This is a genomic window from Geodermatophilus sabuli (genome assembly GCF_900215145.1).
GTDB classification, from domain to species: domain Bacteria; phylum Actinomycetota; class Actinomycetes; order Mycobacteriales; family Geodermatophilaceae; genus Geodermatophilus; species Geodermatophilus sabuli.
In genome coordinates this window covers 225490-252459 of the sequence record NZ_OBDO01000003.1, presented here as the reverse complement: position 1 = coordinate 252459, position 26970 = coordinate 225490, and the positions used below count along the sequence as shown (strand labels likewise).

General features: G+C 70.7%; 22 protein-coding genes. 14 read left to right on the top strand and 8 right to left on the bottom strand.

The features are described 5' to 3' along the window. Window positions 1-142 precede the first annotated feature (142 nt). Both CRP39_RS09275 and CRP39_RS09270 read left to right on the top strand, forming a co-directional pair. The gene (locus CRP39_RS09275) at window positions 143-1339 is read left to right on the top strand and encodes a serine hydrolase domain-containing protein (RefSeq protein ID WP_172442363.1); all 1197 of its coding nucleotides are present in this window, start codon (window positions 143-145) and stop codon (window positions 1337-1339) included. A gap of 393 nt (window positions 1340-1732) precedes the next feature. Further along, window positions 1733-2179 carry a MaoC/PaaZ C-terminal domain-containing protein gene (locus CRP39_RS09270; RefSeq protein ID WP_097206087.1) on the top strand — a complete coding sequence of 149 codons (447 nt, stop codon included), beginning with the start codon at window positions 1733-1735 and terminating at the stop codon, window positions 2177-2179. A 108-nt stretch (window positions 2180-2287) separates the two neighbouring features. Here the strand turns inward: CRP39_RS09270 and CRP39_RS09265 are convergent, their stop codons facing one another. Further along, on the bottom strand, window positions 2288-3268 hold the full coding sequence (locus CRP39_RS09265) for an NADPH:quinone oxidoreductase family protein (RefSeq protein ID WP_097206086.1): 981 nt from the start codon (window positions 3266-3268) through the stop codon (window positions 2288-2290). A 376-nt stretch (window positions 3269-3644) separates the two neighbouring features. Here CRP39_RS09265 and CRP39_RS09260 point away from each other — a divergent pair, with 376 nt between their 5' ends. From CRP39_RS09260 to CRP39_RS09235, 6 genes are all read left to right on the top strand, one after another. Further along, window positions 3645-5330, top strand: a complete 1686-nt coding sequence (locus tag CRP39_RS09260) for a 4Fe-4S binding protein (RefSeq protein ID WP_097206085.1) — start codon at window positions 3645-3647, stop codon at window positions 5328-5330. Between the two features lie 6 nt (window positions 5331-5336). Beyond that, the gene (locus CRP39_RS09255) at window positions 5337-7535 is read left to right on the top strand and encodes a molybdopterin-containing oxidoreductase family protein (protein ID WP_097206084.1); all 2199 of its coding nucleotides are present in this window, start codon (window positions 5337-5339) and stop codon (window positions 7533-7535) included. 84 nt (window positions 7536-7619) lie between these two features. After that, window positions 7620-8471 carry a TIGR03620 family F420-dependent LLM class oxidoreductase gene (locus tag CRP39_RS09250; RefSeq protein ID WP_097206083.1) on the top strand — a complete coding sequence of 284 codons (852 nt, stop codon included), beginning with the start codon at window positions 7620-7622 and terminating at the stop codon, window positions 8469-8471. Then, entirely contained in the window at window positions 8468-9793 is a 1326-nt protein-coding gene (locus CRP39_RS09245; protein WP_097206082.1) for an MFS transporter, read from the top strand. The genes CRP39_RS09250 and CRP39_RS09245 overlap by 4 nt, the downstream gene beginning before the upstream one ends. 191 nt (window positions 9794-9984) lie before the next feature. Continuing rightward, window positions 9985-11172, top strand: coding sequence for a thiolase family protein (locus CRP39_RS09240; RefSeq protein ID WP_097206081.1), 1188 nt, complete (start codon window positions 9985-9987; stop codon window positions 11170-11172). A 2-nt stretch (window positions 11173-11174) separates the two neighbouring features. After that, on the top strand, window positions 11175-11666 hold the full coding sequence (locus CRP39_RS09235; protein WP_097206080.1) for a Zn-ribbon domain-containing OB-fold protein: 492 nt from the start codon (window positions 11175-11177) through the stop codon (window positions 11664-11666). 10 nt (window positions 11667-11676) lie between these two features. On the opposite strand, the gene CRP39_RS09230 is transcribed toward CRP39_RS09235, so the two are convergent. The 5 genes from CRP39_RS09230 to CRP39_RS09210 form a co-directional block, all read right to left on the bottom strand. After that, window positions 11677-13083, bottom strand: a complete 1407-nt coding sequence (locus CRP39_RS09230) for an MmgE/PrpD family protein (protein ID WP_097206079.1) — start codon at window positions 13081-13083, stop codon at window positions 11677-11679. A 68-nt stretch (window positions 13084-13151) separates the two neighbouring features. Next, complete coding sequence (locus CRP39_RS09225; protein WP_097206078.1) at window positions 13152-13631, bottom strand: MaoC family dehydratase; 480 nt, start codon at window positions 13629-13631, stop codon at window positions 13152-13154. Next, window positions 13621-14862, bottom strand: coding sequence for a CaiB/BaiF CoA transferase family protein (locus CRP39_RS09220; RefSeq protein WP_097206077.1), 1242 nt, complete (start codon window positions 14860-14862; stop codon window positions 13621-13623). Before CRP39_RS09220 ends, CRP39_RS09225 begins: the two co-directional genes overlap by 11 nt. Next, on the bottom strand, window positions 14859-15782 hold the full coding sequence (locus CRP39_RS09215) for an HpcH/HpaI aldolase/citrate lyase family protein (RefSeq protein WP_097206076.1): 924 nt from the start codon (window positions 15780-15782) through the stop codon (window positions 14859-14861). The genes CRP39_RS09220 and CRP39_RS09215 overlap by 4 nt, the downstream gene beginning before the upstream one ends. Beyond that, the gene (locus CRP39_RS09210; RefSeq protein WP_216359667.1) at window positions 15775-16305 is read right to left on the bottom strand and encodes a MaoC family dehydratase; all 531 of its coding nucleotides are present in this window, start codon (window positions 16303-16305) and stop codon (window positions 15775-15777) included. Before CRP39_RS09210 ends, CRP39_RS09215 begins: the two co-directional genes overlap by 8 nt. Window positions 16306-16631: 326 nt before the next feature. Between CRP39_RS09210 and CRP39_RS09205 the strand changes: the two genes are divergently transcribed. The 6 genes from CRP39_RS09205 (at window position 16632) to CRP39_RS09180 (ending at window position 24302) form a co-directional block, all read left to right on the top strand. Beyond that, the gene (locus CRP39_RS09205) at window positions 16632-17831 is read left to right on the top strand and encodes a thiolase C-terminal domain-containing protein (RefSeq protein WP_097206074.1); all 1200 of its coding nucleotides are present in this window, start codon (window positions 16632-16634) and stop codon (window positions 17829-17831) included. Window position 17832: 1 nt separating this feature from the next. Then, window positions 17833-18321, top strand: a complete 489-nt coding sequence (locus CRP39_RS09200; RefSeq protein ID WP_097206073.1) for a Zn-ribbon domain-containing OB-fold protein — start codon at window positions 17833-17835, stop codon at window positions 18319-18321. A gap of 19 nt (window positions 18322-18340) precedes the next feature. Beyond that, entirely contained in the window at window positions 18341-20434 is a 2094-nt protein-coding gene (locus CRP39_RS09195; protein ID WP_097206072.1) for a hydantoinase/oxoprolinase family protein, read from the top strand. Then, window positions 20424-22496, top strand: a complete 2073-nt coding sequence (locus CRP39_RS09190) for a hydantoinase B/oxoprolinase family protein (protein ID WP_172442361.1) — start codon at window positions 20424-20426, stop codon at window positions 22494-22496. The genes CRP39_RS09195 and CRP39_RS09190 overlap by 11 nt, the downstream gene beginning before the upstream one ends. Before the next feature lie 103 nt (window positions 22497-22599). After that, complete coding sequence (locus CRP39_RS09185) at window positions 22600-23490, top strand: NADPH-dependent F420 reductase (RefSeq protein WP_097206070.1); 891 nt, start codon at window positions 22600-22602, stop codon at window positions 23488-23490. Window positions 23491-23558: 68 nt separating this feature from the next. Then, window positions 23559-24302: an SDR family NAD(P)-dependent oxidoreductase gene (locus CRP39_RS09180; RefSeq protein ID WP_097206069.1), complete on the top strand. Its 744-nt coding sequence runs from the start codon at window positions 23559-23561 to the stop codon at window positions 24300-24302. 376 nt (window positions 24303-24678) lie between these two features. Here CRP39_RS09180 and CRP39_RS09175 read toward each other — a convergent pair whose 3' ends face one another. Beyond that, a complete protein-coding gene (locus CRP39_RS09175) occupies window positions 24679-25713 on the bottom strand; it encodes an acyl-CoA dehydrogenase family protein (protein ID WP_097206068.1) in 1035 nt (344 codons plus the stop codon). A 6-nt stretch (window positions 25714-25719) separates the two neighbouring features. Next, a complete protein-coding gene (locus tag CRP39_RS09170) occupies window positions 25720-26943 on the bottom strand; it encodes an acyl-CoA dehydrogenase family protein (protein WP_097206067.1) in 1224 nt (407 codons plus the stop codon). Between the last annotated feature and the right edge of the window lie 27 nt (window positions 26944-26970).

The window sequence follows — 26970 nt, the reverse complement described above, 5'->3', positions numbered from 1 at the left end:
GCCCCTGATCGACGGGGGGAACGAGGTCGTGGTGCCCCTGACCCCCTGGATCGCGCTGCCGTCAGTGGTGCGACGCACAGCACACGACGAGGGCAGCGAGCCGGCAGCACCGGGCTGCGGCGCGAAACGTCAGGTGGTTGACATGGGCACGGGAACGGTGGAGTCCTCCTCGATCGGCGGCTTCGTGGAGGCGGGATTCGAAGCGGTCCGCGACGCCTTCGCCGCCGCCGCCGCTCAACCAGGTGGAGCAGCCTTCGCCGCCTACAAGGACGGGCAGCTCGTGGTCGACCTCTGGCTGGGCGAGGCCGCACCGGGGCGGCCGTGGCAGGAGGACACCCCGGCCGTCATCATGTCGGCCACCAAGGGGATAGCCGCCCTGGCGGGGCACATCCTGGTCGACCGTGGACTGCTCGACCTCGATGAGCCCGTCGCGACGTACTGGCCGGAGTTCGCCGCTGCCGGGAAGACCGCCGTCCTCGTCCGGCACGTCTTCGCACACACCTCGGGGGTGATCACGGTCCCCGGCTATGTGGACTTCATGCGCCCGGACGGAACAGGCTGGGACCAGGAGGACGAGATCGTACGCCGGATCGCGGGTGCCACCCCGCTCTGGGAGCCAGGTACCAAGGCCACCTACCACGCCCTCACCTACGGCTGGATGATGGACGAGCTGATCCGACGGATCACGGGGAAGTCGGTGCGGGACGTGATCCGCGATGAGATCACCACACCGCTGGGCATCGACATCAGCATCGGCGCCGAAGAGGGGAGCTCGCTCGGCGAGCGCCGAGCTCACGTCATCAGTCCTCCGAGGGCGACCGAGCAGCAGCCCGATCGGTTCGCGTTCGAGCAGGCTTTCACCTCGCCGGACACTCCGCTGGGCCAGTCCGTGCTGGCCGACGGGACCTCCAATGTCGTGCTCGAGCTAGAGCGGTTCATGAACGACGGGCCGGGCATCACCGTCCCCCTCTCCGGAACCGACGGCATCTCCACCGCCCGTGACCTGGCGCGCATGTACCAGCTCCTGGCGCAAGGCGGCGAGCTCGACGGCGTCCGCTTGTTGTCGCAGGAGGCGGTGCAGAAGGCCGGGAGTGTGCAGTTCGACGGACCCGACGAGATCTGGGGAATGCCGACGCGCTGGGCGCTGGGATTCCAGCTCTCGGGCGCGATGGGAATGCGCTTCGGCCTGGCGGACTCCGGGTTCGGGCATCCTGGCCAGGGAGGCCAGTACGGCTGGGCAGACCCGGACCGCGGGCTGTCGTTCGCCTTCGTGCGGTCCTACCTCGGCCTGGAGTTCGACCTGGCGGCCATGGACGCGCTCTACGAGGCGATCCGCTAGGACGTGAGGGCTCATCGGCTCGGCCCCTGGGACGAGCCAGGGGGCGATGCCGTCGCAGCCGCCCGAGAAACTGCTTGCTGCCGTCAGCGTCCGCCGGGACGGCCGGACCCCCGACCCGGCGCCCGTTCTGCTGCACGGCATGGACGACGGCGCAAGGCCGGTGCTCCGGGTACGCCGTGCAGCGGAAGCTGGAGTCCCGGATCGACATGGAGGACACCCTCCTGCACCCGGACGGCAGTCCCGCGCCCGGAAACGCCGACCTGGTCGCCGCGGCTCGAGCTCTGGGTGCAGTGTGACTCCACCAACCGTTCCCAGGGTGCCGTGGTCCACCGTCGACTTCACTGCACACCGACAGCCGGTTCTGCACCCGCCGACTCACGGAGGAGAGCCACGGTGGCCTACTACTTCGAGGACTTCCAGCCCGGTCAGGTGTTCCTGAGCCAGGGGCGCACCATCACCGAGTCGGACATCGTGTCGTTCGCCGGCTGGAGCTGGGACACCAATCCGGTGCACACGGACGCGCAGTCGGCAGAACACGGACGGTTCGGTGACCGAATCGCGCACGGACTCCTCGGGCTGCCCGTGGCCATGGGGCTGGCCTCCCGGCTCGGTGTGTTCGAATCCTGCTCGATCGCCCTGCTGGGTATCGACGGCTGGCAGTTCCGGCGCCCGCTGTGGGTAGGCGACACGGTGCGGTGCCGGGGGGAGATCCTGGCCACCCGGCTGACCAGCAAGGAAGATGCGGGGATCCTCCGACGTCGATTCACGCTGCTCAACCAGCGCGAGGAGGTTCAGGCAGGGGAGATCGGGTTGATGGTGAGCCGCCGTCCAGGTGCCTGAGCCACCGGCACCGGCGCCGGACGACGCCGCGCCCACCGCATGGTGAGGACGACGCCTGCCCGTGCCGCAAGCGCGTCGGCTCCCGGACGTTCCCGGTCGGCAAGGCGCTCATCGGGACGCCGTCCCCTCGCGGACGCGGAGAAGAACCCTTCCTGCCGCTCGGCGCTGGTCGATCTCCTCGATCGCTGCTGCAGCCTGGTCCAGAGCGAACACCGAACCGATCGGTGGGTCTATCGCGCCGGACTCCATCAGAGGCATGAGGTCGCGCCACTGCTGGCCGACATATCCCGGCTCGGTCCGCCAGAACTCCATGGAGGCCGCTCCCATCACCGTGGTGTTGGTCAGCAGCAGCCGATTGACCTTGACCGTGGGGATGTCGCGGCCGGTGAAGCCGAGGACCACGAGCCGGCCGTCGCGGGCAAGAGAGCGCAGAGAGTCGGTGAACCTGTCACCGCCGACGGGGTCCACGACGACGTCCACACCCCGGCCGTCGGTGAGCCGGCGGACCTCGTCGCGGAAGCCCTCGACCGGCACGACCTCGTGCGCTCCCGCGGCTCGGGCGACCTCGCCCTTCTCCGGGGAGGACACCACCGCGATCACCCGTGCGCCGTACGCGGCGGCCAGCTGACAGGCGGCGGTACCGACCCCACCTGCGGCGCCGTGCACCAGAACGGTCTCACCTGCCCTCAACTGTGCGCGGTGCAGGAGCGCGAAATGCATGGTCAGGTAGTTCAGGGGCACGGCCGCACCCTTGTCGAACGGGACGCCGTCGGGCAGCGGGAAGACCATGTCCGCATCGATCGCGACGGTTTCGGCGAAGCCGCCGATGACCGGCATGGCCGCAACGCGGTCCCCGGCCTTGAACCCGCCGGCGTCCTCGCGCACCACTCCTGCGACCTCCCACCCCGGGCTGAAGGGCACCTCGGGACGCAGCTGGTACTCCCCGCGGGTCTGCAGCACGTCAGGGAAGACGACGCCCGCGAACTCCACGTCGACCAACACCTGACCCTGCTCCGCCACGGGGTCGGGGACGTCGCGGACCTCGACAGCGTCCGGGCCGGTCAGGGCAGTGATGACTGCTGCGCGCACGGGACTTTCCTCCGATGTCGTGGGTGGTCAGGACACCACGGCTCCCGGCGCGTAGAACACCGCCTGGTGGTCGAGGGCGCCGCCGGATCGCCGTCCGCGATCCACACATCCGTGGCAAGGGTGACCCGTCGCGCATCGAGACCATGACATCTCGCTCGAAACGGAAACCCATGCCCGACTCCACCGTTCGCCAGCGGTCGCGTGACCCGCGTAGCCCGGTCTCGTCGGCGACAGCCTGCCCGTCGGAGTGCCGTCGGCACAAGAGTTGCTTGTTGACTAGTTACCCCATCGATGGAATGTTCGGTCGGCGGTCGCGCTGCTCCGTCGCCCCGAGGGCCGAGCCGCTCAGGACCCGACCGAACGAGAGCGGTGAGCCGTGGCCTTTGTCGTCACCACCGGTTGCTGCAACGACGCCTCCTGCGTCGACGTCTGCCCGGTCGACTGCATCCGGCCGCATCCCGAGGACCCGGCGTTCCGGACGGCCGAGCAGCTCTACATCGACCCGGACGCGTGCATCGGCTGCTCGGCCTGCATGTACGCCTGCCCGGTCTCGGCCATCCATGACGAGCTGGACCCCCCGGCTCACCTGACTGACTTCGTCGCGCTCAACCGCGACTACTTCGTCGACCAGCCGCTGGCCCCACGATTTCTGCCCGCGCCGGCACGATCCGCGACCGCCCCGCTCCGGGGGAAAGTGGCGGTGATCGGGACCGGCCCGTCAGGGTGCTACGCGATCGAGGCGCTGAGCGCGGTGCGCGGTATCGAGGTCACGGTGTTCGATCGCCAGCCCACGCCGTTCGGTCTCGTCCGGTTCGGTGTAGCGCCCGACCACCCCGACACCAAGCTCGTCAGCGACCACTTCCAGTCCGTGCTCGAGCGGCCGAACGTGACCTGCTACCTGAACGTGGAGGTGGGCACCGACATCACGCTCGCCGATCTCCGCGCGAGCCACCACGCCGTGATCCATGCCGGCGGTGCGGCTGACGACAGGAAGCTCGGGATCGACGGCGAGGCGCTGCCCGGCTGCCACTCCGCCCGCGAGTTCGTGTCCTGGTACAACGGGCACCCCGACTTCGCCGACAGGACCTTCGACCTGAGCGGTGACACGGCAGTCGTGCTGGGCAACGGGAACGTCGCCCTGGACGTCGCCCGCGTGCTCACCCGCCCAGCTGAGCTGCTGGCCACGACGGACATGGCCGAGCACGCCGTCGAGGCGTTTCGTTCCAGCAACATCCGCGAGGTCGTGATCGCCGGAAGACGCGGCCCGGCCGACGCCGCCTGCACGTTTCCGGAGCTGCTGGAGCTGAGCCGGATGCGGGGGGTCGACGTGCGGGTGCTGCACGACGACGTCGCACGCGACCAGGGCCGGTCCATGTCAGCGAGCCGACGACGCAAGCTGGACTTGTTCCGTCAACTGGCGCGCGATGACGCACCGCGACACCCGGATGCCCGCCGCATCACGTTCCGGTTCGGCGTCCAGCCGGTCCAGATCTCGGGGACGGCCGCGGTCGACTCGCTCCGCCTGCGCCCGACGGGCTCGGCCGACGCGCCCCTCGAGGTGATCCGCACCGGTCTGGTGCTCCGCGCGGTGGGCTACGAGGTCGCACCTGTCGCCGGCCTCCCGTACGACCACTCGACCAGGACTCTCGCGCACGTGGAGGGACGGCTGGTGGAGGAGGGCACCGACCGGGTGGTTCCGGGCCTCTACTGCGTCGGTTGGGCCAAGCGAGGGCCGTCCGGGGTCATCGGGACCAACAAGGTCTGCTCGAGGGAGACGGTCGACGCGGTGGTCGCCGACCTGCGAGCCGGTCGACTGGCCACTCCGGCGGTCTCGAGCGACGCCCTGGACGCCACGATCCGTGCGCGCCAGCCGCGCGTCGTCGGTCTCACTGGCTGGCGAGCCATCGACGACCGGGAGCGGGAGGAGGGTCGCTCGGCCGTCCCGCCCCGGCCGCGGCGCAAACTGGTCCGGGTCGAGACGATGCTCAGCGCCGCCGGCCTCGCGGACGCCGCCGCGACAGACGAGTCGCTCCTCGCCCCCGTTCCGGCATCCAGGGTCTGAGGACACATGGCCGAGTCCCCGCTGCCGCCCCCGTCCCAACTGCCCGAAGCGCGGAACTCCCTCCTGCGCGCGCGGACGACGTCGACGTCCACCTATTGCCGGATATGCGAGGCGTGCTGCGGACTCATCGCCGAGTTGAATGGCGACCGCCTCGTGCGCGTCCGCCCCAACTCCGAGCACGTCCATTCGCGAGGGTTCTCGTGCAACAAACCCCAGGGGCTCGTGGAGCTCACCTACGACCCTGACCGGATCACCGCACCGATGGTGCGGACCGGACCACCGGGAGAGTTCTCCCCGATCAGCTGGGACGAAGCGCTCGACCTGTGCACAGCCCGCCTGTCCGCAGTGCGGGACGAGCACGGCCCCGAGGCCATAGCCATGCTCCGAGGCAACCCGCCGTTCTTCGACTCGGGCGGCGTCCTGTGGGGTCGAGGATTCTCCGCAGCGCTGGGTATCAGCCGCACCTACACGATCAACGCCGAGGACGGCGCCGCCCGGCTGACGGCGAACGAGGCGCTGTACGGCGACGTCAGCCGGTTCCCCCGGCCCGACCTGTGGCACACGGATCTGGCCCTGATCATCGGCGCCAACCCGTTGCAAGCGCGCAGTACGAGGGTGAGCGAACCCCAGACCCGCGAGGCCTTCGATGCGATCATCGCCCGTGGCGGTCGCGTGCTCGTCGTCGACCCACGTCGCACCGTCACCGCGGACCGCTACGAGCACATCGGTATTCGCCCCGGCACCGATCCCTGGTTCCTCATGGGTGTCTGCAAGGTCATCTGCGAGAGCGACGAAGCAACTGCGCTGTCCGAGCGCGGGGCACCGGTCTCGGGCCGTCGAGAATTCGCCGCTCTGGCAGCGAGCTTCGATCTCGATGACTGTGCGGACAGGTGCGGCACCGACCGTGAGACGCTGGTCCAGGTGGGCCGGGCGTTCATCGCGGCGGGCTCGGCGATCGTCTACGGGGGAACGGGCACCTGCGCCCAGCGATTCGGCACCCTGACCAACGTCCTGCAGGACACCATCCTGGCGCTCACCGGGAACATCGACCGGGTCGGCGGACTACTGGCCGGCTGGGCGGCCATCGACCTGACTCCCGCGACTCCCGGCCCGAGGTCCGGCAGCCGGCGAAGCCGGGTCGAGGGGCGGCCGGAGGTCGCCGGCGGCCTGCCGAGTGCTGGTCTGGCCGCCGACATCACTTGTCCGGGGGAGGACCGGATCAGGGCGCTCGTCGTCTACGGCAACAACTCGGTCCTGACCAGCGGCGGTGGAGGCGGTCGGTTGGAGGCTGCGCTGCAGGAGCTGGACTTCAGCATGGCCCTGGACCTCTACATGAACGAGACGAACCGCTTCGCGCACGTCCTGCTTCCCGCGACGACCATGTACGAGCGCAGCGACTATCCGGTCACCACCGGGAACATGCAACTGCGTCCGACGGCGTACGCGACGCGCGCGGTCATCCCGCCCGTGGGCCAGGCCCGAGACTCGTGGTGGGTCTTCGACGAGGTCTCTCGCCGGATGGGGCTGGGAGGATCCTGCCCCGACAAGGAGCTCGAAGCCGCTGCCCATGCCCGGGGAGCACGGCCGACACCGGTCGAGCTCATCGATCGGCTGCTCGCGAACGGTCCCGTGGACGCGCTCACGTTCGAGGACCTCGTGACCGACCATCCCAACGGGATCGCGCTTCGGGACACCGTGCCGGTCGGCAGACTCACCGGTGGTCTACCGACACGGGACGGGTGCGTGCAGCTGTTCTCGGATCAGCTCCGGTCGGAGGTCGCGACCCTGCGTCACTACGCGGAGCCGGACGACGAATGGCCGCTGCGCCTGATCGGACGTCGGGAAAAGGGATCGCAGAACACGTGGATGCACAATGCGAGCCTCATCTATCCCGATGAGTACCGGTTCGCGGCTCACGTACACGCGACTGACGCAGCAACCTGTGGGGTGCGCGATGGCGCCGACGTCCGACTCGTGTCCAGGTCGGGATCCATCGTGGTGCCGATCGCCGTCGTCGACACCATCAGACCGGGCGTGGTGAGCGTGCCCAATGGTTGGGGGCACAAGGGTGGCTCATGGACGCGCTCGAACTCATTCGGGGGCGTCAACAGCAATGATCTCGTGAGCCCCGACGACGTCGAGGCCATCGCGGGGATGTCCATCCTCAACGGGGTCCCCGTCCGCATGGAGAAGCTCGATCCGTGAGCCAGTAGCCAGCACCTGCCACGTCACCTTCCGGCCCGTCGCCGGAGGACGTCGTCATCGCACGGAACGGAGAGGGGAGGACCCATGGAGAAGGTGACGACGTTTGGCGCGTGGCAGGTCGAACGGGCGTGGACGCCTGAGCTCGCTGCCGAACTCGAGGCGGCCGGCTACGGGATCCTCTGGATCGGTGGTTCGAGGGACAGCCATCTCCGTGTCGCTGAGGAGATGCTCACGGCCACGGAGGCGGTCGCGGTGGCGATCGGGATCGTCAACGTGTGGAGCACCGATGCCGATGTCGTCGCGCGATCGTTCCATCGGCTCGAGGAGCGCATTCCGGGCAGGTTCCTGCTCGGCGTCGGCGCCGGGCATCGTGAGAGCTTCCGGGATCGCTACGCCAAGCCGTGCACCGCGGTGAACCAGTATCTGGACCTGCTCGACGCGCATCACGTGCCGGTCGACCGCAGAGTTCTGGCCGGGCTGGGGGACCGGATGTTGCTTCTCGCGGCGACAAGGGCACGTGGGGCGCATCCCTACCTCACCACCCCGGCTCACACAGCCCACGCTCGAGATCTCATGGGCGCGGATGCCTTCCTCGCAGCCGAGCACAAGGTCGTCCTCAGTGCCGATCCCGAATCGGCGCGCTCGATCGGGCGCCCCGTCGTCGATGAGCCATACCTGCATCGACAGGACTATCTGAACAGCCTCAAGGCGCTGGGGTACTCGGACCAGGACATGGCTGACGGAGGTAGCGACCGGCTCATCGACGACCTCGTCCTGCACGGCAGCGGTGCCGACGTCGCGACCCGCCTCGCGGAGCATCACGCCCGCGGTGCCGATCACGTCGCTGTCCAAGTCCTGTCACGGCCCGGCCGTGCACTCATCGACGAGTACCGGGAGCTCGGACGGGCGTTGGAGCTGACGGGCGGGGTCGCATGAAGCCCCCGGCGCGGACCCGGAGCTCTGCACAGCCTGCCGCCCTTCCGTCGACCGGAGGCGTCGGTCTCGCTAGGGCGGAGCCTGCGCCGCCGCTCGGGCCTTGGGGCATCCTCCGGATCAGGCCCTTCCTGGTGCTCTACGTCAGTGCCGCCGTCGTGTTCCTCGGCGTGATGGCGCAGACGGTCGCTCGTGGGTGGCTGGCATTCGAGCTGACCGGGTCCAACGCCGCCCTCGGCGGCGTCCTGCTCGCGTTCGGCGTGACGATGCTGGTGGCCACGCCCTGGGGCGGGGTGGCGGCCGACCGGCTGCCGAAGCGGCTGGTTCTGCAGGTCGCCCTGTCCCTCCTCGCGGTCAGCAGCGCGGGGGTCGGGCTCGCGGTCGCAGTTCATGTCGTCGAGTACTGGATGCTGCTGGTCGCGAGTGCGCTGCAGGCCGTCGGCTTCGCTCTGTTCAACCCCGCGCGGATGGCCTTCCTCGCCGAACTGGTCCCCCGCGGGTCCATCCCCGTGGCGGTCTCGCTGCTGCTCGTCAACGCCGAGGTCAACAGGGTCGTCGGACCCGCGATCGCGGGGCTGGTCATCGGCTCACTGAGCTTCGGCACCGCGGCGGTGTTCCTCGCCACCGGGATGCTCTCGTCCGTCGGCCTGCTGCTCACCGCGGCGCTGCCGCCCGGACGGCGGGTGGGAGAGGCGTCGGATCGCTCGCCGCTGACCGAGCTGGCTGACGGCCTCCGTTACGTCCGCAGGCGCCCCGACCTCCTGGCCCCGCTCCTGTGCGGCCTCGGCGTGGCGCTCGTCGGGCTGCCCTACCTGGCCTTCCTGCCCACCGTTGCGAGCGACCTGTTCGGCCTCGGGTCGGCCGGCTACGGCATCCTGTCGGCCGCATCGGCCGTCGGCGCCGTGGTCACCGGGCTCCTGCTCGGCCGGCGGTCGTACCGACGCTCCGAGACGCGCGTCATGATCGTCGCCGGCGCGACGTGCGGGGTGGCGCTTGGCGCGCTCGCGGTCGCACAGCTGTTCGCGGTAGCGGTCGGCGCTCTGCTCGTCGTCGGCGGAGCGATGCTGGCGTTCCAGACCACCGATCAGTCCGTGCTGATCGCACGGTCGGCCATGGAGTACCACGGGCGCATCCAGGGGCTCATCATGCTGAGCTGGGGTGCCTTCGGGATCGCCGCGCTCCCCCTGGGAGTGCTGGCCGACGCGGTGGGCCTGCGCTGGACTCTGGGCGGCATGGGTCTCGCCGTCGTACTGGTGACGGGGGTGTTCGCGGTGGTCAGCCGCCGCGGGCAGGCCTCGAGTGACCGGCTGCGCGACCTCGGCTGAGGCCGGCGCCGAGTCCGGTGGGCCGCCGGGCAGGCCGGTGACGAACGGTGCGTCGTTGAGCTGCCGTCTAGACATTGTTAGCCAATCAACTAGGATTGGCGAGGTCGGACGGCTGCCGCACAGCGGGGCGGTGACATACGTGGACGACCTCATCTCAAGCTGCGCCGTTGTTCATCTCCGGAAGGACGCTCATGGCACTGGACGCCTGCATCGTCGGCGTCGGCACCAGTCGAGCCGTCGGGCTCGACCTCGGGAGGACACCGCTGGGGCTGCAGTCCGAGGCGTTCCAGGCGGCCCTGGACGACGCGGGGCTCGACAAGGGCGCGGTGGACGGGATCGTCACGGCGCGGGGCGCGCCGTACGGCGTCGACTACGACGAGTTCGTCATCGCGGCCGGGCTGGACGTGCGGTGGGTCAGCCAACTGTGGTCGCACGGCCGGTGGACCGCCTCGGCCGTGGCCCAGGCGGCGCTCGCGGTGTCCGGGGGAGTGGCCGACTGCGTCGCCGTGGCCAATGCCCACGTCTCGGAGCGCGGCTACGGCCGGCACTTCGCCGCCATCAACAACCGCCTCGACGAGAGTTTCCGCGACGGCGGCGGCCCGTACGGCGGGTGGAGCGTGCACGGCAGCCCTGGCGCCGGTACCGGGGCGGCCATGGTCGCCCAGCAGTACCTGGACCACTACGGCGCGAGCGCTGCCGACCTCGCGGCCGTCGCGGTCGGCCACCGTCGGCACGCCGCGCGGAACCCGCTCGCGCTCCTGCGCGACACGCCGCTCACCACGGAGGAGTACCTGGTCGAGCCCCCGGTCATGGGACCACTGCGCGTTCCCGACATCTGCACGATGATGGACGGGGCGACCACGCTCCTCGTCACGACGTCCGAGCGCGCGGCCGACCTCGACGTGCCCTTCGTCCGCATCGCGGGGATCGAGGGGATACACGCCAGCCGGGACAACTACGTCTTCTTCTCCCGCCCCGGGCTCGGCTCGGGGGTGAGCCCCGTCTACGACTACGTGGCGCCCCCGACGTCACCGGTCTACGGCATGGCGGGCATCAGCCGCGACGACATCGACGCGCTCTACCTGTACGACCCCTTCGCCCACATGGTGTGGATGGCCCTCGAGCGGTGGGGCTTCTGCGGCCCGGGGGAGGCGGCAGCACTCGTCCGCGAGCGGGGCATGGACATCGATTCGCCGCTGCCGATCAACACCAACGGGGGTCTGCTGGCCGAGGGCCACCTGTTCGGCTACGGGCACATCATCGAGATGACCCGTCAGCTCCGCGGTGCCGCCGGCGACCGACAGGTCGACGGTGCGGCCGCCCTGCAGTGGGCCAACGGCTGGGGCGACTCGCTGATCCTCACGAACGAGAGGGTTTGACCATGTCGACGCACACGGGCGCGACCGGACTCATCCCGCTGGCGGGTCGTGGCCGCGGGCTCGCGCCGCTGGTGCATCCGGAGATCGAACCGTTCTGGAGCTCCATCGCCGCCGGTGAGCTGTCCCTGCAGCGCTGCGGCGGGTGCCGGACGCTGCGGTTTCCGGTGGCCCCCGTGTGCCACTCCTGCCTAAGCCCCGAGTTCGCCTGGGAGGCGATCGACACGCGGGGGAGCGTCAACGTGGTCGTCGAGAACGCCCGTCCGACCGAGGGCATGCCCCGGATCGGGCTCGAGCCACCGTGGCTGGAGCTGACGCCGTACCTCACGGGCGCCGTGGACCTGGACTGTGGCCTTCGTCTGCCGGGGAGGATCGTCTGCGACTGCGGCGCGGCCCGCTCACCCGGCACCAGGGTCCGCGGGGTCAGCCTGGAGACGACGAGCACCACCCGCGTCCACGGGTTCGCGCACGCCTGCGTCGTCGGCCCGTTCGAGTAGGTCTGCCGTCTCAGCGGCCGGGTGTGCCGCCGGCCTCCCCGGCGACCGCGCGGAGGAGCGGCTCGACGCTGCCCGCGGTCGGGAGCCCGGCGACCTCCGCCACGATGCGGTCGGCCGCGTTCGCACCCACCACGGGGTCGACGAGCGAGTGGAACTTGGTGACCAGCGAGACCCAGCGCCGGTCCAACTGGCCCGCGGGGGTCGGCCGGTTGACGTCGACCTCCGCGACGCGCTCGGTCCCGTCCGTGCAGGTCACCCGAACGATGGAGGACCGGCTGTCGCTGTCGGTGCGGGCGCTGACCCGGACGCGGTCGCGCAGCGCCACGACGACCGGGTCCGCGAGCGAGGCCGGGGTGAAGGCCTGCTCGGTCAGGTCGCCGGTCACGAGCGCCATGGCGGTGGTGAAGCGCAGGCTGAACTTGCCCTCGAGCGGGGTCGAGGGCTCCGCGATGTCGCACACCCGGAGATGCCCGGCCGGCACCAGCACGTCGACGGACTCCACGTGCTCCGGCGTCACGCCGGCGGAACGCATGGACAGTCCGCCCTCGATGGCCGAGTGCGTCAGGTAGCACGCGGCGTGGTACTTGAACAGGACGTCGGTGACGGCCGGCCCGGTCCAGCCCCACGCCGCCGGAGTGCCGCCGGCGTCGGACTGCGTGTCCCGGAAGCCCTGAGCCGTCCCGAGGACGTCGGGATGTGCCGTGACCCCCCGGGCAGCCAAGGTGGCTGCCCGAAGCCCGTTCTCCGCCGCGACCCCGACCTGCAGGGGCTTGGACATCGTGCCGAACATCGACTTGAGGCCGGCAGCGCGCGATCCGGCGATCCCGAAGGCGTGCGCCCACGCGCGCTCGTCCAGCCCGAGCACGTGCGCTCCGGCTGCCGCCGCTCCGAAGGCGCCGACGGTCGCCGTCGCGTGGAAACCGCGGGCGTAGTGCGAAGGGGACATCAGTCGACCGACCAACGCCTCGGTCTCGAACCCCGCCACGAATGCGCCCACGAGCTGCTCGCCGGTGGTGCCGGCTCCCTCGGCGACCGCCAGGAGTGCGGGCAGGAGGGGTGCCGAGGGGTGGCCCTCCATGAGGGCGCTGACGTCGTCGAAGTCGAGGGCGTGCGCGGCGGTGCCGTTCACCAGGGCCGCCTGCGGCCGGGACACCCGCTCGCCGGTGCCCCACAGTGTCGCGCGCGGCGCGCCGCCCTCGTCGAGCGCCTCGGCCCGCACGTTCGTGGTCACCGGCTCGTGCACACCGCCGATCGCGACGCCGAGGGTGTCGAGGATGCAGTGGAGCGCACTCGTGACGACGTCCTCGCGGCGGTGGTCGATGCTCCGGACGCGCGCGATGACCTGACTCGTGAGCGTCCGCTCGGGCGACGTGCTCGCCTCGTCCCGACCGTCGACGCCACTGGACGACCCGCTCATCGTGAGTGCCTCCTCCGCACCGCGGCCCGGCGCGTCTTCCTCGAGTCGCTGTTGGTACGGCAGGGCAATCAGGAGCAGCGACGCCGCACGAGGGTCGACCGCTCGCCCTCGAAGACCACGACGCCGTCGTGCCTGCGCCCCCAGTGCCGGAACACCACCGTCCCCGGGTCGCGGTCGTCGCTGCCGGGTTCGACCGAGACGACCTCGGTGAAGGCCTCGATGGTGTCGCCGTGGTGCACCGGTGCGCGGAATCGCAGCCGTGACCACCCGAGCTCGGCCACGGCGTGCTCGGCGGTGTCCTGTGAGGCCAGGCCGTAGACGAGGGAGGCCGTGGCGAGGCCGAACACGAGGCGCTCGTCGCCGAGGGGTGACCCGGTCAGGAAGTGGTCGTTGAAGTGGGCCTGCGCGGTGTTCATCACCTGTTTGGCCGGCCCGCTGCCCTCGACCTCGCCCACCGTGGCCGCACGGGAGTGGCGCATCTGCTGGCCCGGGTAGAAGTCCTCGAACCAGCCCCAGGGGCCCAGCACCGAGTCGTGGTCAACCGGCATCGTCGTTCCCGTCGGCTCGTGGGGCAGCATCGTGGGGGAGACCCGAGGCCGCCCACTCGTCCAGGAGGGGCCCCACGGCGTCCTCGCCGAGCTTGGGACCTCGTCCCCTCACCCGGGACGGGGTGGCGCTGAACTTGATCGGGGAGCCGGCGATCGTCACCGGCGTGTCGGAGCCGGGCTGCTCCACCTCGACCAGCATCTCCCGGAGGTGGACGTGCTCGTCGGAGAAGATGTCGGCCGCGTCGTTGACCGGCCCGATCGGCACCCTGCCGCCGAGGGCTGCAACCACGGCCGCGGTGGGCTGTCCGGCGAGCCAGCCGCCGAGGATCCGGCGCACCTCGCCGACGTGTGCCACCCGCGACCCGTTGTCGATGAAGCGGGGGTCGTCGACGAGGTCGGGTCGGTCCATGGCCTCGGCGAGGATCCGCCAGTGGTTGTTGCTGGGGGCGGCGACGGCGATCCAGCCGTCGAGGGTCTGCATGATGTCGAACGGAGCCAGCAGCGGGTGTCCGTTGCCCATGGGCCGCGGGACGACGCCGAGGTAGGAGTGCTGGTAGACGATGCGCTCGCACAGGGCGAGCACCGCGTCGTACATCGCGACGTCGACGAACTGCCCCTCGCCGGTCCGTTCCGCGTGCCGTACGGCGGCCAGGACGGCCAACGCGAGCAGCGTGCCGGGGAAGATGTCCCCGATCCCCGGACCAGCCTTCGAGGGAGGCCCCCCCACGGGGCCGGTGATGCCAGCGAAGCCGCCCATGGCCTGGGCGACGACATCGAAGGCGGGCCAGGTCTCGTAGGGGCTCTTCCCCGACCGGGCGTCGCCGAAGCCCCGGAGGGCCGCGTAGACCAGACGGGGGTTCACCAGGGCGAGCTCCTCGTAGCTCAGGCCCAGGCGCTCCATGACGCCGGAGGAGAAGTTCTCGACGACGACGTCGGCGACCCGGACCAGTTGTCGGAACTCGGCCGCTCCTGCCTCGCTCTTCAGGTCCAGAACCACGCTGCGCTTGCCCCGGTTGACCGACTGGAAGTACCCGCCCAGCGCCTGCTCGGGGTCGTCGCCTTCACGGAGCGGGCCGAGTGCGCGAGTCCGATCACCCGACGGGGGCTCCACCTTCACCACGTCTGCGCCGAGATCGGCCAGCAGCATGGTCGTGAAGGGGCCGGCGAGCATCGACGTCAGGTCGAGCACCTTGATCCCGTTCAGGGGGCCGGAGGCGGCGGGCACCGTCATGCGACACCGCAGAGGCGGGCCCGTTCCAGGACCCCGTCGAAGATGCGCGCGGTGGCGGCGTCGATCATCTGGCCCTGGAAGGAGGCTGCGCCGAGGCCGGCGTTCTCGGCTTCTTGGACGGCGCGGACGGCCGCGGTGGCGCGCTCGATCTCCTTCTGCGTCGGCGCGAAGACCTGGTTGGCGATCGGGATCTGGCTGGGGTGGATGGCCCACTTGCCGACGCTGCCCAGCGTGGCCGCCCAGTTCGCCTCGCGCTCGTAGCCCACCGGGTTGTTGATCGCGCCGTACGGTCCGTCAACCGCGTCCAGGCCGTTCGCCCGCGCAGCCCCGATCATGCGGTTGCGCGCGTAGTGCCAGACGTCGCCGGGGTACCCGTAACCGTCCTCGGCGCCACCGCCGATGTGGCCCAGACGGATCCCCTGGCTCGCCGAGAGGTCACCGACCCCGAGGATGAGCGCCTCCAGACGCGGAGAGCACGACGCGATCTCCTCGACGCGGGCGAGGGCCTTGGTCTCCTCGATCAGCACCTCGAGGCCGATGCCGCCGACCTCCAGGCCGAGCCGGGTCTCCAGCTGGGTCAGCAGGTCGTCGACGAACCAGACGTCCCGGGGCCCGTAGACCTTGGGCACGATCACGACGTCGAGGTTCTCGCCGGCCTCGGAGACGACCTCGATCAGGTCGCCGTGGCACCACTCCGTGCTGACGGGGTTGATGCGACAGGCACGCGTCTTCTTCCCCCAGTCGAGACCGTTGAGGCCGTCGATGATGTTGCGCCGCGCCGCCTCCTTCTCCGACGCCACGACGGAGTCCTCGAGGTCGAGGAAGACCAGGTCCGCGTCGCTCGCAGCCGCCTTCGCGATCATCTTGGGGCTGACGCCCGGGGTCGAGAGCTCACTGCGTCGGAGCCGGCTGCTAGGCAAGGTCTTTCCTCCCGTTGGGGTTGGATGGGGCGTCGCCACGTGCGGCGACCAGGTTGGTGCGGACGAGCTCCACCACTGGTTCGCCGTGCTGGTTGGACGCTGTGGTGTGCCAGGTGACGATGCCGACCCCGGGTTTGCTCGCGGAGGTCCGCATCGCGACGACGCGCGACCTGGCCGTGATGGTGTCCCCGGGGTAGACCGGACGCAGGAACACGCAGTCGTCGATGCCGAGGAAGGGTCCGCCGCTCTCGCTGAGGTCCTCGACCGAGAGCCCGACGGCAGTGCACAGCACCAGCATGGGGTTGACCACCATGTCCCGGTGCCCCTGTGAGCGCGCGTACTCGACGTTGAGGTGCAGCGGCAGCCAGGCGCAGGTGGCGGTCGAGAAGGCCACGTTGTCCGCCTGGGTCAGCGTCCGGCCCCAGTGGTGGGCCATCGTCTGGTCGAGCGTGAAGTCCTCGTACTTCTTGCCCTTCGCGATCACGGGGAAGGAATCGAGATCGGGCGTGTCCTTCTCGTTCACGAGCCGTACCTCCTCGACCGCCCCGGCTGTCCACCCGAGGATGGCCGACGTCGGCAACCTCGTCCGACCGGGGGAAAGTCCATGCGCTCCATGATGGGGCCACATTGATGTTTGTCAACCAGCTAATTTCGGGAGAGGCCGCCTCGGTGAGGGGTCACCGCCGAACCCCCGCGCCCGCCAGTGGAGTCCGGGTGGCCCCCTTGACGAAATTACTAGTTGGCTGTCTAGTTAGCTCGTCGCCGTGTGATGGCAGCCACGCCGAGACGAGGTCTGTGCCAGGACATCACAGCGCCGACGCCCGTCCCCGCCGAGAGGAGACCCGAGCCGTGCAGCTGAACGCCTGCGTCGTGGGCCTGGGCACCAGCGACGTCATCGGCAAGGACCCGGGCCGCAGTCCCTTGCGCCTGCAGTTCGAGTCCTTCCGTGCCGCCCTGCGGGACGCGAATCTGGACAAGGCGGACGTCGACGGCCTCGTGACGGCCTGGGGGTCCCCGCGAGGGGTCGACTACGACGAGTTCGTCGTGGCCGCCGGCCTCGAGCTGACCTGGGTCAGCCAGCTGTGGACCCACGGCCGCTGGACCGCGACGGCGATCCAGCAGGCGGCCATGGCCGTGACCACGGGGGTCGCCGAGGTGGTCGCCGTGGTCAACAGCCACGTGGCCGCCCAGGGCTATGCCCGCAAGCTGCCTCAGATGCCGACCTCGCTCGGCGCGGTCGACGAGGCGTTGCGCGACGGCGGCGGCCCATACGGCAACTGGACGATCCACGGCACGCCGGGCGCGGGCGCAGGTGCCGCTCTGGCCGCGCAGCAGTACATGGACCGCTACGGGGCGACGGCGGCAGATCTCGCCCGGATCCCCGTCACCCTGCGCGCCTTCGCGCACGACAACCCCATGGCGGTGCTGAGGGACCGCGAACTCAGCGTCGAGCAGTACCTCGCGGAGCCCGAGCTGATGGGGCCCCTGCGCCAGTCCGACATCTGCGAGATGGTCGACGCCTCGACCTGCCTGCTCGTGACGACGGCGGAACGCGCTGCAGACGTGGGCCGGCCCGTCGTGCACATCGCAGGCATGCAGGGCATCCAGTCCGGACGCGACAACTACGTGTTCTTCTCCCGCCCCGGCCTCGGCGCCGGCGTGAGCCCGAGCTACGACTACGTGGCCCCCAAGACCTTCCCGGTGCTGGAGAGGGCGGGCATCGCCCGCGACGACCTCGACGGCTTCTACACCTACGACCCCTTCTCGCCGCAGATCTGGATGGCACTGGAACGCTGGGGGTTCTGTGCCGCCGGTGAAGCGGCCGCCTACTGCCGGGACAAGGGCATCGGCCTGGACTCGCCGCTGCCGATGAACACCTCCGGCGGGAGCCTCGCCGAGGGCCACCTGTACGGCTACGGGCACATGCTCGAGATGGTCCGGCAGCTGCGGGGCGAAGCCGGCCCGCGGCAGATCACCGGCGCCCGGGCGCTGCAGTGGGGCACCCCGTGGGGCGACGCGCTCGTCTTCACCAACGAGCAGGTGCGCTGAGATGACGATCGACGGCGGAGCGCCAGACCCGTTCGCCCTGGAGCGCGTCGACGCGGCGCCGGGCCCGGCGCCGCACGTCCACCCTGACATCGCCGGCTTCTGGGACTCGCTGCGCGAGGGCCACCTGTCCCTGCAGCGGTGCAGCGAGTGCCGCACCCTCCGGTTCCCCCTCTCGACCCACTGTCACGTGTGCCTGAGCGGCGAGTACGCCTGGGAGCCGATCGACCCGCGGGGAACCGTGAACGTGGCGATCCGGGCGCACGAGGCGGTCTCGGACCTGCCCGCCAGTGGGGTCAGCCTGCCCGAGCCCTGGCGCGGCATGACGCCGTACCTGACCGGCGCCGTCGACATGCCGGCGGGCGTGCGGCTGCCCGGCCGGATCGTCTGCACCTGCGGGCGCGCCCTGAGGCCGGGCACACCGGTGCGAGCGGTGCTGCTGGAGGCGGCCGACGGGGCCACCACGTACGGATTTGCCCACGCCTGCCCATGACGATGACAAGGAGAACGTGATGAGTGTCAGCGAGGTGTCGTCATCGGCATCAAGGGGATTCTCGGTCGGGATCGACGTGGGCGGCACGTTCACCGACCTCGCCTGCGGTGACGGTGAGTCGTTGTGGCGGGCCAAGTCGCCGACCGATCCGCAGAACTTCGGGCGCGGCGTGCTCGGGGCGTGCCAGCTCGTGGCCGACCAGATCGGCCTCGAGCTCGGGGACTTCCTCGACAAGGTCGAGCGCTTCGGGCTGGGGACGACGGCGGTGACCAACGCCCTGGTCGAGAAGCACGGGGTCCGGGCCGGTCTCCTCACCACAGCGGGCTTCGAGGACACGATCGCCATGGCGCGCTCTCGTCGCGTGTCGATCGACGGCTACCTCGTCCCGCCGTGGAGCCCGATCGAGCGGTCGTCCGTCGTCGGCGTCCACGAGCGGGTGGACCGCGACGGGAAGGTCCTCGTCCCCGTCGACCTCGACGCGGTCCGCGCCGCGGTGACCGATCTCGTCGAGACGCACCGGATCGAGGCCCTCGCCGTCTCCTTCCTGTGGTCGTTCAAGAACTCGCAGAACGAGCTCTCCGTCGTCGAGTTCCTCCGCCGCGAGTTCCCCGATCTGCCGGTGTTCAGCGGCGTCGAGATGCACCCGAGCATCCGCGAGTACGAGCGGACCCTGGTCGCCGTCCTGAACGCCGTCACGAGCACGACGCTGGACGGTATCGAGGCCCTCGCGCAGCAGCTCGCCGACACCGGTCTGCGCGTCCCACTCCTGCTGCTGCAGACCAGCGGCGGGACGGTCACCCTCGCCGAGGCCCGCCGGTCGCCCGTCGTCCTGGTGGCGTCCGGGCCCGCGGCCGGCGTGATGGCGGCGGCCGAGGTGTGCTCCGACGAGGGCATCACCGACGCGATCTGCGGCGACATGGGCGGGACCAGCTTCGACCTCGCCGTGATCGCCGACTCCCAGCCCCAGCGCTCGGAGCGCGGCGAACTGCACGGGATGATCGTCGCCCAGCCACGGGTCGACACGCTGTCCATCGGCTCGGGCGGTGGGTCCATCGGGTGGGTCGACGGTCGCGGGCTCCTGCGGGTGGGCCCCCGTTCGGCACGGGCATGGCCGGGGCCGGCGTGCTACGGCAACGGCGGGCAGGAGGCGACGATCACCGACGCCCTCGTGGTGCTCGGTTACATCGATCCGACCAGCTTCCTCGGGGGAACGATGACCCTCGACCGCGAGGCGGCCGTGCGCGTGTGCGCCACGCTGGGCGAGTCCCTGGGCCTCTCCGCCGAGGAGACCGCATGGGGCATCCGGGAGATCGCCCTCGCCGAGATGACGAAGGCGACCCGTCTGCACGCCGGTTCCAGTGGCCTCGACCCCCGCCGGCTCGCGCTGATCTCCTACGGCGGCAGCGGAGGACTCTTCACGTCGAGCATCGCGGCGGAGACGAACATCCCGCGGGTGGTCGTGCCGCCGGCGGCATCCGTCCTGTCCGCCTTCGGTGCCGCCTCGGCCGACGTGCGGCGGCAGCGGATCAAGTCCGCAGCCGTGTTGCTCGACAAGGCCGATGCGGAGGAGATCAGTGCCGAGTTGAAGCGGCTCGGCGCGACTGTCTTCCAGGACGTGGGGGACGACGGGGTGCCCGAGGGTGATCGCGCCGTGACGCACGACATCGGGGTCCGGTTCTTCCGGCAGACCTCCGAGGTGGCGGTAGCACTGGACGGTACGAGCTTCGACCCGGAGGCGATCCGCGCCGCCTTCCTCCGCCAGTACGCGGCCCGCTACGGAGTGGGCGCCATCGCCAGGCATGCACAGCTGGAGATCACGTTCCTCCGTGCCGTCGGAACCGGGCGTCTGCCCCGGGCGACGTTCCCGCTCGCTGCGGCGTCCAGGACCGACGGGGTCCCCCAGCCGTCGTCACACCGCACGGTGTTCCTGGACCGGAACGGCAGCGAGCAGGTCCCGTGCTACCGGACGCCCGAGTTGGTCCCGGGCGACCGGATCCACGGCCCGGCCCTCGCGGACGACGTCGACACCACCGTCTTCATTCCCCGCGAAGCCGTACTCACGGTCGGTGAGCGCGGCTCCCTTCGATTGGATGTGCGTCCCCATGCAGCTTGACAACATCGCGCTCGAGGTCCTTCGCCACCAGCTCGACGCGATCTGTGGCGAGGGCGCCGCGACCATCAAGCGCACAGCAGTGAGCCCGTTGGTGGTCGAGGGGGGCGACTACTCCTGCACCCTGCTCGACGGCAAGGGGCTGCTGGTGACCGGCGGCGGGCACATCGCCTACCACTTCTACGCGGCGACCAACGCGATCGCGGGCGTCTTCACCGAGCACGGTGACGACATCCAGGACGGCGACGTGTTCCTGGCCAACGACCCCCACCGCGGGGGTGGGCTCCACGCGCAGGACGTGTTCATCATGCGGCCGGTGTTCGCCGAGGAGCGCCTCGTCGCCTGGATGGCCAACTCGGCGCACGTCGTGGACGTCGGAGGCATGCAGCCGGGGTCCTTCGCGCCCAGCGCCACCGACTGCTTCTCGGAGGCCATCCGGCTGCCGGCGGTGAAGATCACCGCAGCGGGAGTGGAACGCCGCGATCCGTGGAACATCCTGCTCAACAACGTCCGCATGCCTCATCTCGTGGAGATGGACATCCGCGGGTTGGCGGCCGGCGTCGACGTCGGAGCGGCCAAGCTCCAACAGCTGGCGGACCAGATCGGTGTCGACGCGCTCCAGAAGGGCTTCGACGAGCTCAACCGGCGGACGGAAGCAGCGGTCCGACGCGAGATCGCGCTCATCGAGGACGGCGTCTACCGGTCGACCAGCTGGGCGGAGTGGAACGACGAACGATTCCGCATCCCGTGCACCACCACGGTCGACGGCGACTCCATCCGGTTCGACTTCACCGGCACGGCGCCCCAGACCACCCACTTCTTCAACTCGAAGGAGTACATCGTCAAGGGCAAGATCGGCGTCGAGCTCCAGCGCTTCATCGGTCGGGACGTCCCCCTCAACCAGGGCTTCTACGAGGCCCTCGAGGTCCACTGCCCCGTGGGCAGCTTGCTGAACTGCACGCACCCCGCACCGGTCGGCGCCGCGCACATCATCGCCTCGCACGACGCCAGCGAGGCGGCGCAGCGGACGTTCCACCAGGCCGTCGCCGCATCGCCGGCGAGCCTGAGCCGGCCCTTCCTGTCCAGCTCGCAGACGATGTCGGCGAACCAGGTCGTCACCTTCTCCGGCCAGGGCCTCACCGGCGCCACGGACTCGTGGATCATGATCGACGGCACGGCCGTCGGCTCGCCCGCCGGCAACGACCGCGACGGCACGGACTTCAACTTCTACCTGGTCGGTCAGCAGGCGGCCATCCAGACCAACGACGTCGAGGTCAGCGAATCCTGGTATCCGCTCCGCTTCGAGTACCGGCGGCGCTCCTCCGGCGTCTCCGGTGCCGGGCGGTACCGGGGAGGCTGCGGCGTGGACCTCGCGTTCACCGTCGACGGGTCACCCCATGTGAGTGGGGCGGCCATCGGTGGTCACGGTCAGATCCCCCTGCCGGGCACCGCGGGGGGATCGCCCGGACGTGGCACGTCGATCGAACTGCACGGCCCCGAGGGCGAGGTCACCCCGATCGGGACGCTCACCCAGGGATTCAGCCTGCCGGAGGGGCACAGCTTCGCGGTGAAGGCGGCCGGCGGCGGAGGCTGGGGCGATCCCCTGGACCGCGAGGTCGCCGCCGTCCTGAACGACGTCGAGACGGGGCTGATCTCGGCCGACGAGGCCCGTGCCGTGTACGGCGTCGACGTCTCGGACGGGACGACGTCGCACCGCACCGCACTCCTGCAGGAACGGCTGGCCACGGCGCGGGCGGCCGCGACGGAGCCGGGTCAGGTGGACGCGGAACAGCTGGCGTCATCCCCGGCGCTCCCCATTGCGCCCGGTGTGGACCAGCGGGGCGGCGTCGCCGTGAGCGCCCGATCCGGCGCGGTCCTGGCGCACGCGCCTGCGCACTGGACCGACGGTTGCCCCGTCCTGGTGGAGGCGGTCGCCGACGGCGTCGAGACCCGTAGCTACCTCGATCCTGCCACCGGTCACATCCTGCACACCGAGGTCGCTCTGGCAGGGGAGCCGAGGAGCTTCGAGTCCAGTCCGCTCCGCTGGAGCACCTGGAACCGCTGAGCGGGCGCCGGGGACACGGCTGCCCGCCTCCACTCGACGACGACGCAAGCCGGGACATCCACCGGTCAGAGACAGATGCTCGCGATCGGCAAGGCGCTCAGCGATGCCCCCGCCTCCGAGGTGGGCCACGCCCGGCTGCACGCCGCCTACCTCGGCGAGCCGGTCGCGGAGACCCGTCGACGACGACCCCGGCACCGAACACGACCGACCAGAGGAGCCAGTGGTGAGAATCGGAGTCCTGGGCGCCGGCAGGATCGGTGGGACGATCGCCCGACGGTTGAGCGCCGACGGCCACGCGGTGACGCTGGCCAACTCGCGAGGTCCCGAAACGCTGCGCGATCTGGCCGAGGAGATCGGAGCGACGGCCGCGCACGCAGCTGAGGCCGCCGAGGACGCGCAGGTCGTCATCACCTCCGTCCCGTTTCCCCGAGTGCCCTCGCTGCGCGAGGTCATCAGCAGGGCCCCGCAGGACGTCATCGTCATCGACACGTCGAACTACTTCTCCTTCAAGGACGGGCTGATCCAGGCCGTCGAGGACGGGCGGGTCGAGAGCGAATGGGTCCAGGAACAACTGGGGCGACCCATCGTGAAGGCGTGGAACAACACCCTCGCCGGCAGCTTCATGACCAAGGCGAGTCCGCCCGGCGCACCAGGGCGGATCGCTCTCGCCGTGTCCGGCGACGATCCCCAGGCCAAGGCCACCGCGATGAGGTTCGTGGACACGACGGGTTTCGATCCCGTCGACGCAGGCCCGATCGCCGACTCATGGCGTCAGCAGCCGGGGACGCCGGCGTACTGCACCGACCTCACCGCCGATGAGTTGCGGAAGGCCCTCGCCGCGGCGGACCGGTCGACGATGACCGAGCGGCGCGACCGGATGGTAGCCGAGATGAGGCAGCACGAGGGGATGCCCGCCAACGAGGAGCTGCTGCGGCTGAGCCGCAAGCACTATCTCGAGCCGGGGACCGGCCCCTCTCGTCGCCTCGGTCGGTGACTGCCCATCGACAGGACGCCGGTGGTGCCGGGCACAAGGGACCAGACCACGAAGCGCAGGAGGACCACATGGACAAGAAGGTCATCGTCGTAGGAGGAGCGAGTGGGGTGGGCGCCGCCTGCGTCCGCTCGCTGGCTGCAGCAGGGGCGTCCGTCGTCTCGCTCGACCTCGCCGAGGAGACGGGTACGGCCGTAGCCGAGGCCGCCGGTCAACGATTCCTCCGGTGCGACACCACCGACCGCGATGAGGTGTTCTCAGTGGTCGACCAGGCCGCCGGCAACCTGGGGGGCCTGGACGCCCTGGTCCACGTCGCGGGCATCCTCGTGCAGGGACCGGCCGAGGAACTCACCGACGAGGACTGGGCGCGCGCGATGGACGTCAACGCCCGCGGGCCGATGCTGACGAACCAGGCGGCCTTCCCGCATCTCAAGAAGGGGGAGCGGAGCAGCATTGCGAACTTCGCGTCCTCGGCCGCACTGACGGCCTACCCCAACGGCGCTGCGTACGCAGCATCCAAGGGCGCCGTGACGGCGTGGACGCGCTCGATCGCGGTCGAGTGGGCACCGTTCGGCATCCGGGCCAACGTGATCCACCCGTCGGCGGCGACGCCGATGCTCGAGAAGCACCGCAACAAGCTGTCGGAGGAGGAGAAGGTGGCCTACGACGAGCTGATCCGCCAGAAGGTGCCGCTCGGCGGCACATTCGGCGATCCCGACCGCGACATCGCACCGGTCATCACGTTCCTGGTCAGCGACGGTGCACGGTTCATGACGGGTCAGAACATCGCCGTCAACGGCGGCTACTACATCTGACCGACGCGGCGATCTGCCGCCTGCAGTCCCCGGCCGCTGCCCGCAGCGTGCGACCGGATCGAAGCCCGCCTCCGAGGTGGACGACGACCTCCGGCCAGATGTGGTCGCCATGAGCCACGGCTGCGGAGCACGCGGGCCAGCTCCCTGCGCACGGGTCATGAGCCGCTCAGCTTCATGTCTGAGCTGTCCGGTGTGCCGGTGCGCGTGCGACGTCGGCAGCGCAGGCCTCATCGCCTCCGCACCGTGCTGGATGTCGACCTGGGGAACCCGACGACGAGATCCTGACGGCGGCGCGATCAGCGAGGGGGACCTCGAGGTGGTGCATCGGCCGCGGGCGGCCTCGCCGGACCGCTCCGCGGCCGGTCCGGACCTCAGCTCACACAGGGACGACCTCGGTGGTCCCGGTCTCACCGCTGACCGCCCGGGTGGCGGCCGAGATGCTCTGCAGAGCCACGGCAGCAAGGTGCTCGCTCTCGTCACCCAGCAGGAGGCGGTCGACCTTCGCGCGGCGCCAGTACAGGTGCGCGTCGTGCTCCCAGGTGAACCCGATGCCGCCGAGCACGTGGATGAGCGTCTCGCACGCCGTCTCGAAGGTGGTGGCGCAGTAGGCCTTGGCCGCCGACGCCGCGAGGGGGAGCTGCTCGGGCGCGTGGTCGGCCGCCCACGCTGCCCACCACACGAGCGACCGCAGCTGGTTCACCGCCACCCAGTCGTCCACGAGCCGGTGCTTGACGGCCTGGTACGCGCCGATCGGTCGACCGAACGTCTCCCGGCTCCGTGCGTGCTCGATGCCGAGCTCGACGACGCGGTCCGCGGCCCCGAGGCCCTCCGCCGCGAGGACGACGCACGCCACCTGCCTGGCCCGCTCCCAGCGCTCCCGGGCGTCCCGGCAGACGACTTCCGACGAGGTCAGTTCGACGAAGCCGAGCCCGCGGGTTGCGTCGATGGGCTCGCCGGGGGAGACCCGCCCCTCGCCGAGAAGGAGGTCCTCGCCGTCGAGAGCGAGGAAGTGGGTCGCGCTGAGGGCGTCCATCGACGGGCTGGAGCCCGCGGGAGAGCCGTCCACGACCGCGATGACGGTGCGTCCCTCGCTGACGTCGCGCAACCGGCCCTCGTCGCCCTCGAGCAGCACCGCGACCCGGGCCGCGGTTGCGAGGGAGGGCCCGGCCAGCTGCCGTCCGGCCTGCTCTGCGACGAGCGCCATGTTCAGCAGCTCGGCACCGACGCCGCCGGCGATCTCCGGGATGGTCAAGGAGGAGAACCCGAGCTCGGCGAGCACGCGGGGACCCGGGGCAGGATCGCCTGCTTCGTCCAGGAGCCTGCGGGCCGTCCCGGGCCCGGCCTGCTCGGAGAAGAAGTCGCGCGCGTGCTCGGCGAAGTTCCGCTGCTCCTCGTCGATGTCGAAGTTCACGGTCGTCTACCTGCTCTCGGAAGGAGGCGTCGGGCGGGGGGCCACGCGAGCGGAGTCCGGCGGGAGGCCCAACACCCGCTCACCGAGGATGTTGCGGAGGATCTCGTCCGCGCCGCCGGCCAGCGCGATCCCTGGCGTGGAGGCCTGAGACGTCGCCCAGCGCCAGTCGCCCTCCACCGAGCGGGCCAGCACGGCTTCATCGCCGAGCAGTCGTTGGCCGAGGTCCGCGGTGGCGTGCGCGACCCGGACGGCCGTCAGCTTGCCGGCGCTGGCCTCCGGTCCGGGGCGACCGCCCCTCTCCACGCTGGTCTGGAGGCGGTACCCGGTGTACCGCGCGGCGAGCGACTCGACCAGGACGCGACCGAGAGCCTCGATGGTCAGCCTGCGCCGGTCGTCGCTCAGCTGGGGGAGCCGGCTCGCCGCGTGTGCGACGAGGGCGTCGCTGCGGACCCCGAGCTCGCCGCCGCCACCTCCGACGGCCATCCGTTCGCTCATCAGCGTCGTCAGGGCCACACGCCACCCGTCGTCGACGTCGCCCAGACGTTCGGAATCGTCGATCACGACGTCGTCGAGGAAGACCTCGTTGAAACTCTGGTGACCGTTCATCTGGCGCAGCGGTCGGACGGTGACCCCGGGGGATTCCATGTCGACGACGAACATCGTCAGGCCGCGGTGCTTCTGAGCCTCGGGGTTGGTGCGGGCCAGGAGGATGCCGTAGCGGGAGTGCTGGGCGAGGGTCGTCCACACCTTCTGCCCCTGGATGTGCCAGCCGTCGTCGTGGCGCACGGCCTTCGTCCGCAGGGCGGCCAGGTCGCTGCCGCTGCCGGGCTCGCTGAACAGCTGGCACCACAGGTCATCGGCGCGCAGCAGCCGGCGGATGTAGCGCTGCTTCTGGTCCTCGCTGCCGTGCCCGAGGACTGTGGGCCCGCACATGCCGAGTCCCACGTGGCCGATGGGGCCGGCGACGCGCGCTCGGTGCAGCTCCTCGTTGACGACGGCCTGCTGCGCGTTCGTGCCGCCGCCGCCGCCGTAGTCCTTGGGCCATGTGAGCCCGATCAGGCCGGCGTCGAACAGGATCGCCTGCGTGCGTCGGAGGCCCTCGACCCGGTCCGTCCCCGGCTCCTCCAGGTAGGCGCCGTCGCCGTGCGCGAGCTCGCTGTCGTGGTCGACGAGGAACTGGCGCACCGCGTCGCGTAGACGGGCCTGATCCGGGGTGTCGTCGAAGTCCATCCGTCATCTCTCTTCGGGGGACGCAGC

What these genes read in the sequence shown, in the direction of transcription:
- CRP39_RS09275 (WP_172442363.1), top strand. Translation starts at nt 143, where the DNA reads ATGGGCACGGGAACGGTGGAGTCCTCCTCGATCGGCGGCTTCGTGGAG.
- CRP39_RS09255 (WP_097206084.1), top strand. Translation starts at nt 5,337, where the DNA reads ATGGCCGAGTCCCCGCTGCCGCCCCCGTCCCAACTGCCCGAAGCGCGG.
- CRP39_RS09250 (WP_097206083.1), top strand. Translation starts at nt 7,620, where the DNA reads ATGGAGAAGGTGACGACGTTTGGCGCGTGGCAGGTCGAACGGGCGTGG.
- CRP39_RS09245 (WP_097206082.1), top strand. Translation starts at nt 8,468, where the DNA reads ATGAAGCCCCCGGCGCGGACCCGGAGCTCTGCACAGCCTGCCGCCCTT.
- CRP39_RS09240 (WP_097206081.1), top strand. Translation starts at nt 9,985, where the DNA reads ATGGCACTGGACGCCTGCATCGTCGGCGTCGGCACCAGTCGAGCCGTC.
- CRP39_RS09235 (WP_097206080.1), top strand. Translation starts at nt 11,175, where the DNA reads ATGTCGACGCACACGGGCGCGACCGGACTCATCCCGCTGGCGGGTCGT.
- CRP39_RS09230 (WP_097206079.1), bottom strand. Translation starts at nt 13,083, where the DNA reads ATGAGCGGGTCGTCCAGTGGCGTCGACGGTCGGGACGAGGCGAGCACG.
- CRP39_RS09225 (WP_097206078.1), bottom strand. Translation starts at nt 13,631, where the DNA reads ATGCCGGTTGACCACGACTCGGTGCTGGGCCCCTGGGGCTGGTTCGAG.
- CRP39_RS09220 (WP_097206077.1), bottom strand. Translation starts at nt 14,862, where the DNA reads ATGACGGTGCCCGCCGCCTCCGGCCCCCTGAACGGGATCAAGGTGCTC.
- CRP39_RS09200 (WP_097206073.1), top strand. Translation starts at nt 17,833, where the DNA reads ATGACGATCGACGGCGGAGCGCCAGACCCGTTCGCCCTGGAGCGCGTC.
- CRP39_RS09195 (WP_097206072.1), top strand. Translation starts at nt 18,341, where the DNA reads ATGAGTGTCAGCGAGGTGTCGTCATCGGCATCAAGGGGATTCTCGGTC.
- CRP39_RS09190 (WP_172442361.1), top strand. Translation starts at nt 20,424, where the DNA reads ATGCAGCTTGACAACATCGCGCTCGAGGTCCTTCGCCACCAGCTCGAC.
- CRP39_RS09185 (WP_097206070.1), top strand. Translation starts at nt 22,600, where the DNA reads ATGCCCCCGCCTCCGAGGTGGGCCACGCCCGGCTGCACGCCGCCTACC.
- CRP39_RS09180 (WP_097206069.1), top strand. Translation starts at nt 23,559, where the DNA reads ATGGACAAGAAGGTCATCGTCGTAGGAGGAGCGAGTGGGGTGGGCGCC.
- CRP39_RS09170 (WP_097206067.1), bottom strand. Translation starts at nt 26,943, where the DNA reads ATGGACTTCGACGACACCCCGGATCAGGCCCGTCTACGCGACGCGGTG.